This window comes from Pseudomonas sp. R4-39-08 (genome assembly GCF_003852275.1).
In the GTDB taxonomy this organism is placed as follows: Bacteria; Pseudomonadota; Gammaproteobacteria; order Pseudomonadales; family Pseudomonadaceae; genus Aquipseudomonas.
In genome coordinates this window covers 4,562,212-4,580,572 of the sequence record NZ_CP027733.1, presented here as the reverse complement: position 1 = coordinate 4,580,572, position 18,361 = coordinate 4,562,212, and the positions used below count along the sequence as shown (strand labels likewise).

Annotated in this window: 15 protein-coding genes; 7 read left to right on the top strand and 8 right to left on the bottom strand. The window is 61.5% G+C overall.

Annotated features, from left to right (window positions below; all coding sequences use genetic code 11):
• The first annotated feature begins 234 nt into the window (after positions 1 to 234).
• The 7 genes from leuA to nadA all read left to right on the top strand — a co-directional run bounded on the left by leuA (position 235) and on the right by nadA (position 9,103).
• Positions 235 to 1,929 (top strand): 2-isopropylmalate synthase, encoded by a 1,695-nt coding sequence (gene leuA, locus C4J88_RS21150; RefSeq protein ID WP_124368160.1) that lies wholly within the window; start codon positions 235 to 237, stop codon positions 1,927 to 1,929.
• Position 1,930: 1 nt separating this feature from the next.
• Complete coding sequence (locus tag C4J88_RS21145; protein ID WP_124364177.1) at positions 1,931 to 2,671, top strand: helix-turn-helix domain-containing protein; 741 nt, start codon at positions 1,931 to 1,933, stop codon at positions 2,669 to 2,671.
• 203 nt (positions 2,672 to 2,874) lie between these two features.
• On the top strand, positions 2,875 to 4,377 hold the full coding sequence (locus C4J88_RS21140; protein WP_124408027.1) for a TolC family protein: 1,503 nt from the start codon (positions 2,875 to 2,877) through the stop codon (positions 4,375 to 4,377).
• On the top strand, positions 4,374 to 5,546 hold the full coding sequence (locus C4J88_RS21135; RefSeq protein ID WP_124408026.1) for an HlyD family secretion protein: 1,173 nt from the start codon (positions 4,374 to 4,376) through the stop codon (positions 5,544 to 5,546). Before C4J88_RS21140 ends, C4J88_RS21135 begins: the two co-directional genes overlap by 4 nt.
• Positions 5,539 to 7,083, top strand: coding sequence for a DHA2 family efflux MFS transporter permease subunit (locus C4J88_RS21130; protein ID WP_124408025.1), 1,545 nt, complete (start codon positions 5,539 to 5,541; stop codon positions 7,081 to 7,083). Before C4J88_RS21135 ends, C4J88_RS21130 begins: the two co-directional genes overlap by 8 nt.
• A gap of 248 nt (positions 7,084 to 7,331) precedes the next feature.
• A complete protein-coding gene (locus C4J88_RS21125) occupies positions 7,332 to 7,799 on the top strand; it encodes an SRPBCC family protein (RefSeq protein WP_124408024.1) in 468 nt (155 codons plus the stop codon).
• Positions 7,800 to 8,044: 245 nt separating this feature from the next.
• The gene (nadA, locus tag C4J88_RS21120; protein ID WP_124371689.1) at positions 8,045 to 9,103 is read left to right on the top strand and encodes a quinolinate synthase NadA; all 1,059 of its coding nucleotides are present in this window, start codon (positions 8,045 to 8,047) and stop codon (positions 9,101 to 9,103) included.
• Between the two features lie 134 nt (positions 9,104 to 9,237).
• Here the strand turns inward: nadA and C4J88_RS21115 are convergent, their stop codons facing one another.
• The 8 genes from C4J88_RS21115 to C4J88_RS21080 all read right to left on the bottom strand — a co-directional run bounded on the left by C4J88_RS21115 (position 9,238) and on the right by C4J88_RS21080 (position 18,353).
• Positions 9,238 to 9,726: an RDD family protein gene (locus C4J88_RS21115; protein WP_124368154.1), complete on the bottom strand. Its 489-nt coding sequence runs from the start codon at positions 9,724 to 9,726 to the stop codon at positions 9,238 to 9,240.
• A gap of 93 nt (positions 9,727 to 9,819) precedes the next feature.
• Positions 9,820 to 10,032: a cold-shock protein gene (locus tag C4J88_RS21110; protein WP_034109143.1), complete on the bottom strand. Its 213-nt coding sequence runs from the start codon at positions 10,030 to 10,032 to the stop codon at positions 9,820 to 9,822.
• Positions 10,033 to 10,425: 393 nt separating this feature from the next.
• On the bottom strand, positions 10,426 to 11,550 hold the full coding sequence (gene gcvT, locus C4J88_RS21105) for a glycine cleavage system aminomethyltransferase GcvT (protein ID WP_124408023.1): 1,125 nt from the start codon (positions 11,548 to 11,550) through the stop codon (positions 10,426 to 10,428).
• 37 nt (positions 11,551 to 11,587) lie between these two features.
• The gene (locus C4J88_RS21100; protein WP_124408022.1) at positions 11,588 to 12,490 is read right to left on the bottom strand and encodes an L-serine ammonia-lyase, iron-sulfur-dependent, subunit alpha; all 903 of its coding nucleotides are present in this window, start codon (positions 12,488 to 12,490) and stop codon (positions 11,588 to 11,590) included.
• A 160-nt stretch (positions 12,491 to 12,650) separates the two neighbouring features.
• The gene (gene gcvP, locus C4J88_RS21095; RefSeq protein ID WP_124408021.1) at positions 12,651 to 15,488 is read right to left on the bottom strand and encodes an aminomethyl-transferring glycine dehydrogenase; all 2,838 of its coding nucleotides are present in this window, start codon (positions 15,486 to 15,488) and stop codon (positions 12,651 to 12,653) included.
• Positions 15,489 to 15,498: 10 nt separating this feature from the next.
• On the bottom strand, positions 15,499 to 15,882 hold the full coding sequence (gene gcvH, locus C4J88_RS21090; RefSeq protein ID WP_057007158.1) for a glycine cleavage system protein GcvH: 384 nt from the start codon (positions 15,880 to 15,882) through the stop codon (positions 15,499 to 15,501).
• Positions 15,883 to 16,294: 412 nt separating this feature from the next.
• A complete protein-coding gene (locus tag C4J88_RS21085) occupies positions 16,295 to 17,803 on the bottom strand; it encodes a sigma-54-dependent transcriptional regulator (RefSeq protein ID WP_124408020.1) in 1,509 nt (502 codons plus the stop codon).
• Positions 17,804 to 17,990: 187 nt separating this feature from the next.
• A complete protein-coding gene (locus tag C4J88_RS21080; protein ID WP_124368149.1) occupies positions 17,991 to 18,353 on the bottom strand; it encodes a DUF5064 family protein in 363 nt (120 codons plus the stop codon).
• Between the last annotated feature and the right edge of the window lie 8 nt (positions 18,354 to 18,361).

Here is an 18,361-nt window from a genome sequence, read left to right as displayed (position 1 = left end):
TTGATCATCGTCTAAATCCTGCTCTTAAAGGGTTTATTGCTCTATAAATTTGTATATTGAAAGAAATCACCACTATTTTTTCAATTTCTGATTTTTTATGTAATTTCTTTCACGTTGTCGCGCCAAATACGCAATTCATGTCAAGCTCTCTATGTTTAGTATTGGATCCAATGTTGGGTGCGTTCAGCGAGGCTGTCTGTGCTACCGACGATCAGTTCTAAAAGGAGAAGCGACATGATGCTCAAGGACCCTTCCAGCAAATACCGCCATTTCACTACCGTGGACCTCCCGGACCGCCAATGGCCAAGTGTCATGCAGGCTGCAGCGCCAACCTGGTGCAGTGTCGACATGCGTGACGGCAACCAGGCATTGATCGAACCCATGAATGCCGAGCGCAAGCGCCGTTTCTTCGAGCTGCTGGTCAAGGTGGGGTTCAAGGAGATCGAGGTAGGCTTTCCTGCCGCTTCCCAGACCGATTTCGATTACGTGCGTGAATTGATCGACAGTGGCGCGATTCCCGACGATGTGACTATCCAAGTGATGACGCAGGCGCGCAGCCATTTGATCGAGCGCACGTTTGAAGCCTTGAAAGGCGCCCCGCGCGCGATCGTGCATGTGTACAACGCCACCGCGCCGGTGTTCCGGGAGGTGGTGTTCGGCGTGGACCGGGCCGGTTGCATCGACATTGCCACCCAGGCAACGCATGAGATCAAGCGCCACATGGACAACAATCCAGATACGCAGTGGACGTTCCAGTATTCCCCTGAAACCTTCTGCTTCACCGAACTGGACTTTGCGTTGGAGGTCTGCGAAGCGGTGACCGATGCTTTCGGCCCGACCCCGTCGAACAAAATGATCCTGAATCTGCCCACCACGGTGGAGGTCTCCACGGCCAATGTCTTCGCCGATCAGATCGAGTGGTTCTGCCGCCATTTCAGTCGGCGCGACAGCGTAGTCATCAGTGTCCACCCGCATAATGATCGCGGTACCGGGGTCGCTACCGCCGAACAGGCTTGCCTGGCCGGAGCCGAGCGGGTCGAGGGCACGTTGTTCGGCAACGGTGAGCGAACCGGCAATGTGGATATCCTGACGCTGGCAATGAACCTCTACACCAGCGGCATCGACCCGCAACTGGATTTCTCGGACATCATCCACGTGCAGCGTGAAGTCGAGTTCTGCAACCAACTGCCCACGCACCCGCGCCATCCCTACGCCGGGGAGCTGGTGTTCACGGCGTTTTCGGGCTCGCACCAGGATGCGATCAAAAAAGGCTTCGCGGCCCGCCAGGCCAATCCCGATGGGCTGTGGGAAGTGCCCTACTTGCCGATCGATCCCGCCGACATGGGGCGCAGCTATGAAGCGGTGATTCGCGTCAACAGCCAGTCGGGCAAAGGTGGCGTGGCGTATCTGCTGGAACAACATGGCATCGTGATGCCGCGGCGCCTGCAGATGGAATTCAGCAGCCTGGTGCAGCAGGAAGCCGATGCCTCCGGTCAGGAAGTCAGTGGCGAGATGATCCTGGCCTGCTTTACCCGGCACTACCTCGACCAGGGCAAGCCTTACACCTTGTTGCAGCCCAAACTGGTCAGCGAAGGCAACGTGACTTACCTGGAAGGCACGCTGATCGGCGGCGCGAGCCCCCTTGAACTGAGCGGTGAAGGTAACGGCCCGCTGGCGGCGCTGGTCGACGCATTCGCGCAGCGCGGCATCCACTTCGACATCGCCGATTACCACGAACATGCCACCCGTGACGGTGCCCAGGCTGAAGCACTGGCTTATGTGGAGATCCGCGTGAACAACCAGTTGCTGTTCGGTGCCGCCCGCGATGGCAGCATCTTGCTGGCGTCCCTCAAGGCGGTGACGAGTGCCGTCAATCGCGCATCGCGTCTGGGCCTGCTCAGCGTGGCGAGTGCTGCGGTGCCTTCCTGAGATGAATGCGCATACCGCATTGGCGGCGCTTACCGGTAACTATGGTCACGGCGATATCGTTGCCTCGCATCGACACGACGAAGGCCAGTTGGTCTACGCCATCAACGGCGTCATGCTGGTATCGGTCGTCGGCACCACTTGGGTGGTGCCTTCCGGGCACGCGCTGTGGGTCCCCTCCGGGCAGGAGCACCAGATCCGCATGACGGGCGAGGTGCGCATGCGCACGTTGCTGATCAGCCCCGGCGCCCACCGCGCCTTGACGGAGGAGTGCCATGTCATCCGTGTGTCGCCACTGCTGCGTGAGTTGATCATCGCCGCCGCCGAAACACCTGACAGCGAGCCGGCGGTGGTGCGTCACAGGCAGATTGTCGACCTGATCTTCTCTGAACTCGACAGGGCACAGAAAGTATTGGCGCATGTGCCGATTCCAGACGAGCCGCGGCTCAAGTCGCTGTGTGCCGACTTTATCGACAACCCGTCCCAGGAATCGAAACTGGAGAGCTGGGCGGTGCAACTCAATATGAGTTCGCGCACCCTGGCTCGGCTGTTCCAGAAAGAGTTGGGCATGAGTTATGGCGAGTGGCGCAAGCGCACGCGACTGCTGCTGAGCATGCAGCGCCTGGCCTGCGGCGTGTCCATTCTGGAAGTGGCGCTTGAGCATGGCTACCAAAGCCCCAGCGCTTTCACGGCAATGTTCAAACGCACCATGGGCTACACACCCAGCAACTGCCGCCTGGTCTGATCGGCCCCGCGCTACCCCCACCTACTGGACATGGCCCGCCTCTGCGCAGGGCCATGCGTGCGTGCGCCTGGACGGCGGGCGCTCTGGATCCGGCTGCGCAGCCAAGTTGTCCCAATCGAAACGATGGTTGTCTGGAACTCGGGAGATGCGCAGCACGGTGCTCTCTTAACCTGCGTCTCTACTCAGCACTCTGGATTTCTGCGATGGGTTCGCCTTCATTTTCCACGCGGCACTGCCGTCTTTCGCTGCTGGGCGTGGCTGTCGTCTGGTTGGCAGGATGTTCTTCCTGGGTCACCCATGTGCCGGCGCAACCGCACCCGCCGCGCATCGATGCCTTGAGCCGCCTGCCGCAGGGTGTGTCGGCCCAGGTTTTGCCCGACCGTTGGTGGCAGTTGTACAACGACCCCAAGCTCGACGCGCTGGTGCAGCAAGCGCTGGAACACAACCGCGACCTGGCGGCGGCGCAGGCCCATGTGCAGTCGATGCTGGCCGGCATCATGCAGGCCGACGCCGAGCGTTGGCCGTCCACCCAGGCGTCACTGGGCGCCGTCTACGGCAAGACTGCCGACGATCAGACCCTGGCCAAGGCCACCGACAGCCACGCACCGTCGCAGTGGGCCTTCAACCCTGGTTTCGAATTGGCTTACCAAGTGGATGTGTGGGGCCAGGTCCAGCGCAGCATTGAGCGGGCGCAGGTGCAAGCGGCGGCGGCTCAGGACGCCGAGGACTTGCTGCGCATCACCGTCGCCGCGCAAACCACCCGCGCCTACGTGAATGCCTGCGCCCTGGGCGCGCGCGCCAAAGTGCAGCGCCATTCACTGGAAGTGGTCGGGCGCAGCCTGGCGCTGACCGATCGCCAGCGTCAGGCCGGCGTGGTGACAGACCTTGAATACAGCCGCATGCAGGCCCTGCAGGGCGAAACCCTGGCCCTATTGCCGATGCTGGAGGCGCGCCGCGAGTCGGCGTTGTACGAGCTGGCGATGCTGACCGGCGTGGCTGACCTGGAGCAGGGTTCAGGCGCGGCGACGTGCGAAGTGGTACCGCAACTCAGTGCCGCGCTGCCGGTGGGCGATGGCTGGCAATTACTGGCACGCCGCCCTGATATCCGTCAGGCCGAGCGCGCTTTGCGAGCCGCCACCTTGCAAGTGGATATCGTCCAGGCCGACCTGTATCCGAAGGTGACTTTTGGCGCCTCCGTGTCTTCCTCGGCCAGCAAGTCCCATGAACTGGGGGACAGCAGCGCGGTGATGTTTGGCATCGGTCCGCTGATTACCTGGCAGTTCCCCAACTGGCGTGCCAACCGTGCGCGGGTCAACCAGGCGCGCGCGCTCGAGCAGGTGGAAGTCGCGCAATTCGAAAACAGCGTGCTCAGGGCGCTCAAGGACGTACGCCAGGCCCTGGCGCTGTACGACGGCGAGCGCCAGCGCCACGCCGCCTTGAGTCAGGCACTGGATAGCAGTCGGCATGCCTACAAGCTGGCGCAGTTCAACTACAACGCCGGCTCCATCGACTTTCTCGATGTGCTCGACAGCGAGCGTGAGCTGATCCGCCTGCAAGCCACGCGCGCCGATGCCGATGGCCAATTGCTGCAGCGCCAGATCAGCCTGTTTCGCGCCCTGGGGGGCGGTTGGCAATCCGCTTCCGCCCAGGCTCCGGCCGCTGCACTCACCCACGCTTCCGCCCATTTTTCCGGTACCCAGCCATGAATATCGCTGTTGATGAAAAAACCGCTGTGCAGGATGAGCAGGAGCATGTGCTCGAGCAGCTCATGCACGCCCGCAAGCAACGCCGCAAACGCAACCTGATCCTGCTCGGTGGCGCTGCGTTGTTGATCGCAGCGGTGGCGTTCGGCGTGTATTGGATGACCGTCGGGCGTTACCTGGAACAGACTGACGACGCCTACGTGCGTGCCGACTGGATCCCCATCAGCCCCAGGGTGTCCGGGTACGTAGCCCAGGTGTTGGTGGAGGATGATCAGCCCGTCAAGGCCGGGGATGTGCTGGTGCGCATCGAGGACCGTGACTATCAGGCGCGCTTGGCCCAAGCCCGTGCGGAGTTGGCGCAAGCACAAGCCTCGATTGCGGCCGAGCAGGCCAACCTGCACGTTACCGACAGCCTGATCGCACAGCAAAAGGCCGGCGTCGCCCAGGCCGAGGCGCATACCCGCAGCGTGGGGGCGGAGTTGCGCCGCGCCAGTCTGGATCAACATCGCTATGAAGGCCTGGTCCGCGAGCATGCCGCCAGCGCCCAGCGCCTGGAAAGCGCCGCGGCCAGTTACACCCAGGCCAGCGCCGCAGTGGACATTGCCCGGGCGATGCAGCGCCAGCAGGAAACCCGGCTGAATGTCGCCACTACCCGCCGCCAATTGGCCGATGCCTCGCTGCAGCAGCAGATAGCCCGGCGCGACCAGGCCGAGGCCCAGTTGAAACTGGCGACCCATGCGCTCGAAGACACCTTGATCCGCTCGCCGATCGACGGGGTAGTGGGGCAGCGCAAGGTGCGCACCCGCCAATATGTCGCGCCGGGCCTGCCGCTGCTGGCCGTGGTGCCCTTGCAGCAGGCCTACGTGGTGGCCAACTACAAGGAAACCCAATTGCGTGACATGCGCGCCGGGCAAACGGTGGATATCAGCGTCGACAGCTATTCAGGGCGCAAGCTCAAGGGCCATGTGGTGAGTTTTTCGCCCGGTTCGGGTGCGGTATTTGCGCTGCTGCCGTCGGACAACGCCACCGGCAACTTCACCAAGATCGTGCAGCGTTTTCCGGTGAAGATCGTGATCGATCAGCACGATGACGGCGGCCCCATCCTGCCGGGCATGTCGGTGATCACGACGGTGGATACCCGTCCTACTGCCCTGGGCGCCGCGCATGACTGAGATTGGCGAGAAAACCGTCTCCTTTCGCGCCTGGGTGGCCGTGATCGGCGGGCTGTTCGGCTGTTTCATGGCCGGCATGAACGTGCACGTGACCAGCGCCGCGCTGCCGGAAATCGAAGGCTCGCTGGGGGCGACCTTTGAAGAAGGCTCGTGGATTTCCACGGCGTATCTGGTTGCGGAAATCGTCATGATCCCGCTGACCGCCTGGCTGGTGCAGGTGTTCTCCCTGCGCCGGGTGATGCTGGTGGGCTCGTTTGTATTTCTAGTGGCTTCCATTGCCTGCTCCTGGGCACCCAACCTGGAAGTGATGATCATCATTCGGGTGATTCAGGGCGCCGCCGGCGCGGTGCTGATCCCGTTGTCGTTCCAATTGATCATCACGGAACTGCCGCCCAGCAAGATCGCCATGGGCATGGCCCTGTTCGCCCTGTCCAACAGCGTGGCCCAGGCCGCCGGTCCGTCCATCGGCGGCTGGCTGACCGATGCGTATTCCTGGCGCTGGATTTTCTACCTGCAACTGGCCCCCGGCATTCTCCTGCTGCTGGCGGTGGCGTGGTCCATTGATGCCAAACCCATGCAGTTGAGCCTGCTCAAGCGCGGCGACTGGGGGGGCATCCTGGCCATGATTGTCGGCCTCGGCGGGTTGCAGATCGTGCTTGAAGAAGGCGGGCGCAAGGACTGGTTCGGCTCCGATTTCATCGTATGGATGTCGCTCACCGCCGGCGTCGCCCTGGTGTATTTCGTGCTGTCACAGCTCTACGGCAGCCGCTCATTCATCAACCTGCGCCTGCTCAAGAGCTACAACTTCGGCGTGGCGAGCGCAGCGATGTTCATTTTTGGCGGGGCCACGTTCGGCCTGGTCTTTCTGGTGCCCAATTACCTGTCCCAACTGCAGGGCTACAACGCCCGGGAAATCGGGATCAGCCTGATTGCCTACGGCATGGTGCAACTGGTGCTGGCGCCGTTCATGCCGCGCCTGATGAAGTGGCTCAACCCGAAACTGATGGTTGCCAGCGGCTTTTTCATCATGGCCCTGGGCTGCTATCTCGGCGCGCATCTGGACATGGACAGCGCCGCCAACGTGATCATCCCGTCCACTGTGGTACGGGGCATCGGGCAACCGTTGATCATGGTGGCGCTTTCGGTGCTGGCCGTGTCCGGGTTGGCCAAGGATGAAGCCGGTTCTGCCTCCGCTCTGTTTTCCATGCTGCGCAACCTGGGCGGCGCCGTGGGCACTGCCGGGTTGACGCAGATCGTCGCCATGCGCGAGCGCTTTCATTCAGAGCGCGTCGGCGAGTCGATCACCATGTTTTCCCCGTCATTCCAGGAGCGCCTGCGCGCCGGCATAGCAGACAGCGAAGCCTTCGTCTTCAACCAACTGCTGCCCGCCCAGCAGCAAGTCCTCGAGGGCTTGATGCGTACCGTGCGCCGCGAGGCCTACCTGATGGCCTACAGCGATGCGTTCTACGTGTCCTGTATCGCCTTGGTCCTGTGTGGTGTAGCGGCATTGGCATTACGTCAGCAAGCGAAGCATTGAATGCACGCAGCTCGCGATATTCGCAACGGCTACAACCCTTCCAACCGGATGACAGAGCGCATCACCTTGGTGGTGTTTCGCACCACTGGTCACGATTTCCAGTGGGAGCAGGTGACACAATGGTGGCGGCACCTGTCGACGATCGACGGTGACAATGCGTTATTCGTTGTCTGTCGGCGTCTCCCCCAAGGATGTTGAGGCAGGCATCGGCGATATCGCTCTCATCCAAGCTAAAAAAGGAGCTGTTCATGCTACATCTGGAACCCGATACCCTGGTGCGCAACCCCGTGGGCAACCCTGTGGTCGCCAGCGTCAGCGTCAATGGCGACGCGCGCAGCGTGTGGAATATCGTCGGTGACTTTTCCGGTTTCGCAAAATTCATTCCGGCGCTGTCCCACATCGAAATGACCGGGGAGGGCGTGCGCTCGGTACGCAAGAAGCTGTTCAAGGACGGCAACGTGGTGATCGAGCAACTCAACAGTCATGACGACGACGGCATGACCATGACCTGGTCGCTGATTTACACCTCACTGAATATCGGCAACCTGTGGGCCGTCATGGAAGTGGTGCCCCAAGGCCCGAATCAAAGCCTGGCGACCTGGACCATCATCGGTGAGCCCTACACCGGTGGCCCGGAGGACGTGCCGGCGTTCGAGGCGTTCCTGCAAGGGTTCGCCGATGATGCGATGAGCAATGTCCAGAAGCTGTTTGCCTGACCACTTGCACCATCCCGCGAATACCTGTGTATTCGCGGGGCACCAATCCCGCCGTCATCCCCCCGCAAAATGCCCCGTGCAAGGCCAGATTAGGCTTTTGAATCCATTCGATATTCTGTAGCCTTGCGCAGCTTCAGCTTTACCCGTGCTTGATGAATACACACTTCGTCCGGCGGCGCCCGAAGGGCTCCTGAGCCGGTGGTACACTCGACTTTCGCGCTACTGCGCCTGCAGGTCTTGCGAACATGACGCACATTTCCGAACGCCTACTGGTTCAAGCCCACCTCGACGCCAAGCAGCCCAAGGCCCTCAGCGCCGATGAAGAGGCGAGCCTGCGGGCCGCCATCGCCGCCGAGCTTAAAGCGCAGGACGCGGTGCTGGTCGCCCACTTCTACTGTGACCCGGTGATTCAGGCCTTGGCCGAACAAACCGGTGGCTGCGTTTCCGACTCCCTGGAAATGGCGCGCTTCGGCGCTGCTCACCCGGCCAAGACCGTGCTGGTGGCGGGGGTGCGGTTCATGGGCGAAACCGCGAAAATTCTGACCCCTGAAAAACGTATCCTGATGCCGACCCTGGAAGCCACCTGCTCCCTGGACCTGGGTTGCCCGGTGGAGGAGTTTTCCGCCTTCTGCGATCAACACCCCGAGCGCACGGTGGTGGTCTACGCCAACACCTCGGCGGCGGTCAAAGCCCGCGCCGATTGGGTGGTGACCTCCAGTTGCGCGCTGGAGATCGTCGAAAGCCTGATGGATAACGGCGAGACGATTATCTGGGGCCCGGACAAACACCTGGGCACCTACATCCAGCGCCAGACCGGTGCCGACATGCTGCTGTGGGACGGTGCGTGCATCGTCCACGAAGAGTTCAAGTCCAAGCAGCTGGAAGACATGAAGGCGCTGTATCCGGACGCCGCGATCCTGGTGCACCCGGAGTCGCCGACAGCGGTTATCGAATTGGCGGACGCCGTCGGTTCCACCAGCCAGCTGATTGCCGCGGCACAACGGTTGCCGAACAAGACGTTCATCGTCGCCACTGACCGCGGCATCTTCTACAAGATGCAGCAGCTGTGCCCGGACAAGGTCTTCATCGAAGCGCCTACCGCCGGTAACGGCGCCGCGTGCCGCAGTTGCGCGCACTGCCCGTGGATGGCGATGAACACCCTGGAACGCACGCTGCAATGTCTGCGCGAGGGCAGTAACGAGATATTCGTCGAGCCGTCAGTGATTCCCCATGCCGTGAGGCCGCTCAAGCGCATGCTCGATTTCACCCAGGCTGCGCGCCTGAGGCTGGCCGGTAACGCCTGATCTGAGACTGGCTCGGTCAAAAATGTGGGAGGGGGCTTGCCCCCGATGGCGGTATATCAGTGACATATAAAGTCCTGACACACTGCTATCGGGAGCAAGCCCCCTCCCACATTTGATCTGCACCAGGCAGGGAGTTATTTCTTCTGCTTCGGGATCCGCACCAGCTGCGTGTCCGAATAGATGTCATGCCAACTGCGCTTGTGCTTATCGAATAACGACCAGATAAATCCCAGCCCTACACACAGCCACGAGGCGATCGACACCACAAAGCGCAACAGCGCCTGCCACAGACTGATGCGCGAGCCATCGGCGTTCTGCACGCGCACGCCCCACACCTGCATGCCCAGGGTCTGCCCGGAGTGGGTCCAGAATTTGGCGAAGAAACCGAACAGCACAAACAACAGAAGGGTCGATAGCAGCGGGTCACCGTCCAGGGCGCCGGATTCGGTAAGGGTGCGCATCTTCGCTTCGCCGACGAAGGCGATCCATACCAGCTTGTAGATAAACGCGGTGACTATCAGCAGCGCGGTGCATAAAAGAAAATCATAGAACATCGCTGCCAGGCGACGACCCAGGCCAACTGCGGGAAACTCGCCTTGGGGGCTCAACAGGGCTTTGGGCATGGCAGGGCTCTCTGGGGAAAACTGCAGTTTACGCAATGGCGCCCATAAAAAAGCCCCTGATGTCATATCAGGGGCTTTTTGTCGCAGGAAGGATCAGCCTTCTGCTTGTACTTCGTCAGCTTGCATGCCTTTCTGGCCTTGCACGGCCTTGAAGGTGACCTTCTGGCCTTCTTTCAGGCTCTTGAAGCCGTTGCCCTGGATAGCGCGGAAGTGCACGAACAGATCCGGACCGCTTTCTGGTGTGATAAAACCAAACCCTTTTTCGTCGTTGAACCACTTGACGGTACCGCTCTGACGATCAGACATTTTCTTCTTTCCTTTGACGCTAAAAATTAATGACAGCCCCTTTCACATGAAAGAGTACTGGGCTGGGTTGCAGGAAAGTAAGAGACGTCGAACGGGTTGTAGCATTACTACTTCAGCTACTGCCCAGGTCCAGGTTCCAAGCGACCCATGCAAACACAGTGGAGAAACTCTACGCCAACTAATATGAAAAAAACAAGCCCTGCCAAACAGCCCGGGATTGCTCGGGCTGATGACAGTTTTGTTGAAGTTGCAGAGCTGTCTTATTCGATAGATTCGATCACTTGTTATAGGGAAGTACCCCTAACAATTACTATCACGCGTGCACTGTTATATGGCGCTTGCGTTACAGTTTAGTGCACGGCACGCAAGCGCGTTACTTATTGAAACAAACATTCAGCCGCGGAAGTAACGCTGCGGCACGAATGGCATTTTACTTACACGCAATGGCACCTTTTTCCCACGCACCAACGCAGAGACTTCGGTATCCAGTGTGACAAATGCACTGTCCAGGTACCCCATCGCCAGCGGGCTGCCCAAGCTTGGGCCAAAGCCTCCGCTGCACACGCTGCCGATCACCGTGCCCTGTTCATCAACGATTTGCGCCCCTTCACGCACGGGGGTGCGCTCCTGGGGCAGCAAGCCTACGCGTTTGCGGCCTACGCCCGTTTGCTGCTGGGTGAAGATCCGGTCTGCGCCCGGGAAGCCGCCGGCACGCGCGCCATCGGCACGGCGGGCCTTGGAGATGGCCCACAACAGGCTGGCTTCAATCGGGGTGGTGTCGGTGTTCATGTCATGGCCGTACAGGCACAAGCCCGCTTCCAGGCGCAGGGAGTCACGAGCGCCCAGGCCGATCGCCTGTACTTCGGCCTCGGCCAGCAGGCTGCGGGCCAGGCTTTCGGCGTTTTCAGCCGGTACGGAGATTTCAAAACCGTCTTCCCCGGTGTAGCCGGAGCGGCTGACGTAGCAGTCCACGCCCAACAGCCGCAGGGAGGCAAACTGCATGAACGTCATCTTGGTGACTTGCGGTGCCAGGCGCGCCAGCACTTTCACCGCCGCCGGGCCTTGCAGGGCCAGCAGCGCGCGCTCTTCGAACAGCGGTTCGATGCTGCACTGGTCGCCGATGTGCGCGCGCAGGTGTGCCAGGTCCTGATCCTTGCAGGCGGCGTTGACCACCAGGAACAGTTCGTCGTTGCCCAGGTTGGCCACCATCAGGTCGTCGAGAATGCCGCCCTGGTCATTGGTGAACATCGCGTAGCGCTGCATGCCCACCGGCAGGTCGATGATGTCGACCGGCACCAGGGTTTCCAGGGCCTTGGCGGCGTTGGCGCCGGTCAGGCGGATCTGGCCCATGTGCGATACATCGAACAACCCGGCCTGTTCACGGGTGTGCAAGTGTTCCTTCATTACGCCCAACGGGTACTGCACCGGCATGTTGTAGCCGGCGAAGGGCACCATGCGCGCGCCCAGCTCGATGTGCAGGGCGTGCAATGGGGTTTTCAACAGGGTTTCGGTGGACATGTTCAGCTCCTGAAAAACGTGCCGGCGCGGTCAGGCGTCAGCACTCGATAATGTTGACCGCCAAACCGCCACGGGCGGTTTCCTTGTATTTACTCTTCATATCGGCGCCGGTCTGGCGCATGGTGCGGATCACTTTGTCGAGGGACACAAAGTGTTGCCCATCGCCGCGCAGGGCCATGCGCACGGCGTTGATCGCCTTGACCGAGCCCGTGGCATTGCGCTCGATGCAGGGCACCTGCACCAGCCCGCCAATCGGGTCGCAGGTCAGGCCGAGGTTGTGTTCCATGCCGATCTCAGCGGCGTTTTCCACCTGTGACACGCTGCCGCCCAGCACTTCGCAGAGCGCGCCGGCGGCCATGGAACAGGCCACGCCGACCTCGCCCTCGCAACCGACTCCGGCGCCGGAGATCGAGGCGCTTTCGGTAGTCAGCATCACCTGGCTGATGGACAGCCCGTAGCTGGCGCAATGGCCGAGCAAGTCCTTGGCATGTTTGAAAGGGAAGGTCAGTGGGGTGGCATCCTCGACAATTCGGTCGGCGCCGGCCGCGTCTTCATCCACCACGAAACCGCCGCCGACCGAGTAGTACTCGCGGCTGCGCACCTGGATGCCGGCGGCATCGAAGGCGCGAAAAATCATGCCGTTGGGATGGTAGGCGAGGGGTTTGCGAATCATCGCCAGGCGTGCGGCCACGGTTTCGGTATTCACGGTGTCCGGATGTTCGCCTTCCAGGCCGAGCAGCACGGCCTTGTCGCTGCCGTGGCCTTTGCCGGTGGCGCCGAGCGAGCCATAGAGTTCCACCTTGATGCTGTGGGTGGCGCTGAGCAGGTTGTCACGCTTGAGCCCTTCGACGAAACGAGCGGCGGCGCGCATCGGGCCAACGGTGTGGGAACTGGAAGGGCCGATGCCAATCTTGAACAGGTCGAACACGCTTAAAGACATGAGTTGTTCTCCGGTTTCTTATTATGTATCGGGTGGACTCGGTCAGTGTGGGAGGGGGCTTGCTCCCGATGGCGGTTGTACATTCAACCTATCTGTTGACTGACACTCCGTCATCGGGAGCAAGCCCCCTCCCACCTTTCAAGCGAGTACACCCCCGAAGTTACGCGTAGCTTTCGATCGATGGACATGCGCAAACCAGGTTGCGATCACCAAACACGTTGTCGACCCGGCCAACCGGCGGCCAGTACTTGCCTTCGATCAGCGACGCAACCGGATACACCGCCTGCTCGCGGCTGTACGGGTGGCTCCACTCGCCCACCAGTTCCGCCGCAGTGTGCGGAGCGTTCTTGAGCGGGTTGTCGTCCTTGTCCAGCGTGCCGTTTTCCACTGCGCGGATTTCTTCGCGAATGGCGATCATGGCATCGCAGAAGCGGTCCAGTTCTTCCTTGGATTCACTTTCGGTCGGCTCGATCATCAAGGTGCCGGCCACCGGGAACGACATGGTCGGCGCATGGAAGCCGAAGTCGATCAGGCGCTTGGCCACGTCATCCACGCTGATGCCGCTGCTGTCTTTCAACGGGCGCAGGTCGAGGATGCATTCATGCGCCACCAGGCCATTGCTGCCGGTGTACAGCACGGGATAGTGCTCTTCCAGGCGACGGGAAATGTAGTTGGCATTCAGGATCGCCAACTGTGAGGCGCGCTTGAGGCCGGCGCCGCCCATCATGCTGATGTACATCCAGGTGATCGGCAGGATGCTCGCGCTGCCGAAAGGCGCTGCGCACACGGCGCCTTCCTTGCGTTCCATGGCCGCATGGCCAGGCAGGAACGGCGTGAGGTGCGACTTGACGCCAATCGGGCCAACGCCCGGGCCGCCACCGCCGTGGGGGATGCAGAAGGTTTTGTGCAGGTTCAGGTGGGACACATCGCCGCCGAACTTGCCCGGCGCGCAGAGGCCGACCATCGCGTTCATGTTGGCGCCGTCGATGTACACCTGGCCGCCGTTGTCGTGAATGATCGCGCAGATGTCGCGGATGCCTTCTTCGAACACGCCGTGGGTGGACGGGTAGGTGATCATCAGCGCGGCGAGGTGCTCGCGGTGTTCGATGGCCTTGGCGCGCAGGTCTTCGATGTCGACGTTGCCACGCGCGTCGCAGGCGGTGACCACCACGCGCATGCCGGCCATGTTGGCAGTCGCAGGGTTGGTGCCGTGGGCCGACGAGGGGATCAGGCAGATGTCGCGACGCGCTTCGCCACGGCTCTGGTGATAGGCGCGGATGGCCAGCAGGCCGGCGTATTCGCCCTGGGAGCCGGCGTTCGGCTGCAGGGAAATCGCGTCGTAGCCGGTGGCCGCGCAGAGCATGGCTTCCAGGTCCGAGGTCAGTTGCAGGTAGCCGGCGCTCTGTTCGGCCGGGGCGAACGGGTGCAGGGCGCCGAATTCGGCCCAGGTCACCGGGATCATTTCGCTGGCGGCGTTGAGCTTCATGGTGCACGAGCCCAGCGGGATCATGGTGCGGTCCAGCGCCAGGTCCTTGTCGGCCAGCTTGCGCAGGTAGCGCATCAGCTCGGTTTCCGAATGGTAGCGGTTGAACACCGGGTGGCTGAGGATCGGCGACTGGCGCAGCAAGGCGCTTGGCAAGGTGCTTTCAGTGGCGGCGAAGGCAGGCAGCGCCTTGCCGTCGGCGAAGATCGCCCACAAGGCTTGGATATCCGCCTGGGTCGTGGTTTCGTCGACCGACAGGCCGACACGCTCGGTGTCCACCACGCGCAGGTTGATACGCTGGGCACGGGCCTTGTCGTGCAGGGCGGCGGTGTTGGCGCCGGTATTGAGGGTGAGCGTGTCGAAGAAGTGCTGCTGCTCGACCTTCAAGCCCAGGGCGGTCAGGCCCTTGGCCAGGATCGCGGTCAGCTGGTGAATGCGCTGGGCGATCTGGGTCAGGCCCTTGGGGCCGTGGTACACGGCGTACATGCTGGCGATGTTGGCCAGCAGCACTTGGGCGGTGCAGATGTTGCTGGTGGCTTTCTCGCGACGGATGTGTTGTTCGCGGGTCTGCATGGCCAGGCGCAGGGCCGGCTTGCCGAAGCGGTCTACCGAGACACCGACCAGACGGCCCGGCATGTCGCGCTTGAACGCGTCCTTGGTGGAGAAGTACGCCGCATGCGGGCCGCCAAAGCCCAATGGCACGCCGAAGCGTTGCGCGCTGCCGATGGCCACGTCGGCGCCGAACTCGCCCGGCGGGGTCAGCAAGGTCAAGGCCAGTAAGTCGGCGGCCACGGCGACTAGGGCGTTGGCGGCGTGGAAACGCTCGGTCAGTTCGCGGTAATCAAACACGTCACCATTGCTGGCCGGGTATTGCAGCAGGGCACCGAAGAACGGGCTGACGTCGGTCAGTTCGCGCTCATCGCCCACTACTACGTCGATGCCCAACGGCTCGGCACGGGTGCGCAGCACGTCGAGGGTTTGCGGGTGGCTGTGCACCGAAGCGAAGAACGCGTTGCTGCCCTTGTTCTTGCTCAGGCGCTTGCAGAAGGTCATGGCTTCGGCGGCGGCGGTGGCTTCGTCGAGCAGGGAGGCGTTGGCGATCGGCAGGCCGGTGAGGTCGCTGATCAGGGTCTGGAAATTCAACAGCGCTTCCAGGCGGCCCTGGGAAATCTCTGGCTGGTACGGGGTGTAGGCGGTGTACCAGGCCGGGTTTTCCAACAGGTTGCGCAGGATCGGCGACGGCGTATGGCAGTTGTAGTAGCCCTGGCCGATGTAGGTTTTGAACAGTTGGTTCTGGCTGGCGATGGCCTTGATTTTGGCCAGGGCCTCGGCTTCGCTCAGGCCGTCTTCCAGGCCAAGCACGCTGGTGCCCTTGATGCTTTCCGGGATCACGCTGGCGCTCAGGGCTTCCAGGGAATCGAAGCCCAGGCTCGCGAGCATCTGCTGCTCATCTTCCTGGCGCGGGCCGATGTGACGGGCGATGAATTCGTTGGCGGTGCTCAAGTTGATCGTCATGGCGCGCTCCTCAGGCTTCGGCGTTGGCTTTGATCAGGCGGTCGTACGCATCCTGATCCAACAGTTTAGCGACCGCCTCGGCGTCGGCCGGTTTAAAGCGGAAGAACCAACCTTCGCCCATCGGGTCTTCGTTGACCAGCTCCGGGCTGCCATCGAGTTTGTCGTTCACTTCCAGCACTTCACCGTCCAACGGCATGTACACGCCGCTGGCGGCCTTGACCGACTCCACGGTGGAGGCTTCAGCGCCCTTGGCGTAGGCCTGCAACTCCGGCAGTTGCACGAAAACCACATCACCCAGCGCGTTCTGCGCGAAAGCGGTGATACCCACGGTGACGCTGCCATCGGCTTCGGCGCGCAGCCATTCGTGATCTTCAGTGAAACGCAACTCGCTCATGGAAACTCCTCAGGGCCAGAATCGTCTGGTGGGTGGGATCGGAATAATGGGGAGTTGATTAGCAATATTGCGGCCAATGTTATTAAGTCCTTATAAATCAAGAATTTAATAAATTTTGTCAGGCGGGTGGTGTGTTTGGCTGTAGCGATTTCGCTACAGTCGGGCGCGTGAAAAAAAGCCTATGTGGATCAAAGCCTTGCATGGCGCGCAAAAAGCAGGGTTGTAGCGATATCGTTCCACTGTAGCGCTTTCAGTACACTGGATGTCGTTCCCAGACCAAAATTTGAAATGCATTCCAAATGTGGGAGGGGGCTTGCTCCCGATGGCAGTGTGTCAGTCAATTGATTTGTAACTGAACCACCGCTATCGGGAGCAAGCCCCCTCCCACAGGGGTTTTGTATTCCAACTTGAGTCAGGGTTTGGTGGGAATGCCGTATTTGCGCAGACGATGTGCGATAGCCGTGTGCGAGGTTTGCAGCCGGTTGGCCAGTTGGCGGGTCGAGGGGTAGCTGGTGTAGAGCGTTTCCAGCAGGCCGCGCTCGAAGTCTTCCACCGCCTGTTCCAGGCTGTCGACTTCGCCATCGCTCTGGCGGGCGACGGAGGTGCCGGCAATGTCCAGGTCGCCGATATCCACCAGGCTGCTTTCGCAGATGGCGGCGGCGCGGAAGATCACGTTCTGCAATTGGCGCACGTTGCCTGGCCAGCGGTTGCCCAACAGGGCCGGGTAGGTACCCGGCGCCAGGCGGCACACTGGGCGCTGGATCTGTGCGCACGCTTGCTGCATGAAATAGCGGGCCAGCAGCAGGATGTCCTGGCCGCGCTCGCGCAACGGCGGCACCTCAACGTTGAGTACGTTGAGGCGGTAGAACAGGTCTTCGCGAAAGGTGCCTTCGCTGACCATCTTTTCCAGGTCGCGGTGGGTGGCGCTGAGGATGCGCACATTGACCTTCACCTCGCGGTCGCCGCCCACCCGGCGAAAGCTGCCGTCATTCAAAAAACGCAGCAACTTGGCCTGCAGGTATGGCGACATTTCGCCGATCTCGTCGAGAAATACCGTGCCTTGGTTGGCCAGTTCCATCAGCCCCGGCTTGCCACCTCGTTGTGCGCCGGTAAAGGCACCGGGGGCGTAGCCGAACAATTCACTTTCGGCGAGATTTTCCGGTAGCGCGGCGCAGTTCAAGGCCAGAAAGGGTGCACTGTGACGCGCGCTGATCGCATGACAGGCGCGTGCCACCAACTCTTTGCCGGTGCCCGTTTCACCCTGGATCAACAGCGGCGCATCCAGTGCGGCCACCCGTTGCGCACGCGCCTTGAGGGTGCGGATCGCCGGTGATTCGCCCAATAGCGCATCAAAACCTTCGGCATGGTCGTGGTGCAGCGCCGAGAGTTGTTCACCGATGCGGTTCGGCTGGTAAAGCGTGAGCAGGGCGCCGGCATCGGTGATCGGCGTGGCGTCCAGCAAGAGGGTCTGGCCGTTCACGCTGATCTCGCGCAGCGGCAGGCGGAAGCCGTGCTCCAGCAAGGTGTCGAGCAGCCCTGGATCGTTGAACAGCTCGGCGATGCTTTCCCCGGCCGGTTCGCGCCCGTAAAGCGCGATCAGCGCCGGGTTGGCCAGCAGGATCTTGCCCGCGCTGTCCAAGGCCAGCACCGGGTCGGTCATGGCCGCCAGCAGGGCGTCGAGTTGCAGGTGGCGGCGTTGGCCGGGGAGGATGTCGACCACGGTCACCGCCTGCACGCCCTGCACGCTGAACAACGCATCGCGCAGTTCCTCGAGCACCTCGGCGCTCAAGGTCGGCGCGTCGATATAGACGTTGGGCGGCACCATCTCCACCGCATCCAGGTTGAGATTGCGCCCACCGAGCAAGGCCAGGACTTCCTGGGTGATGCCGACGCGGTCGATGAAGCTGACGTGGATACGCATGGGGCGATTGGCAATTCTGGAGAGCAGAGGCGGCAAGTATGCCTGACAGGTGATGGAGATCAAAAATGTGGGAGGGGGCTTGCTCCCGATAGCGGTGTGTCAGCCAAAGATTTATCAGCTGATCCACCGCCATCGGGAGCAAGCCCCCTCCCACATTTTTGAACAGTGTTGTGTCAGTGCACCCTGACTATGCCAGGTGTTCAGGCTTGATCGGGTCGCCCGATTTCACATCCAGCTGATGCCGCACATCTTCGAACATCAAGTCGTACTGCTTGTGCATCGAGCCATTCAACACGGCCGTTTTCGGCATGCCGTATTTCTGCGCGATATTCATCGCATGCCGCGCAAAGTCGAAGGCCTGGTCCTTGGGCAGGAAAAACTCCTCCTTGAGGTCCTTGCCCTGCACCGAACCGTGCAGTTTGAACAACATGCCCTTGCCTTCCTTGGGGTCCTGGCTGACTTCATAGTCGATGCACAGGTTGTAGCTGTAGTCGTCTTTGTTCAGCGCGTGACGTTCGACGTGCAAGTGTCCCGGTTCAAAGGTAGCCATAGGCAAAT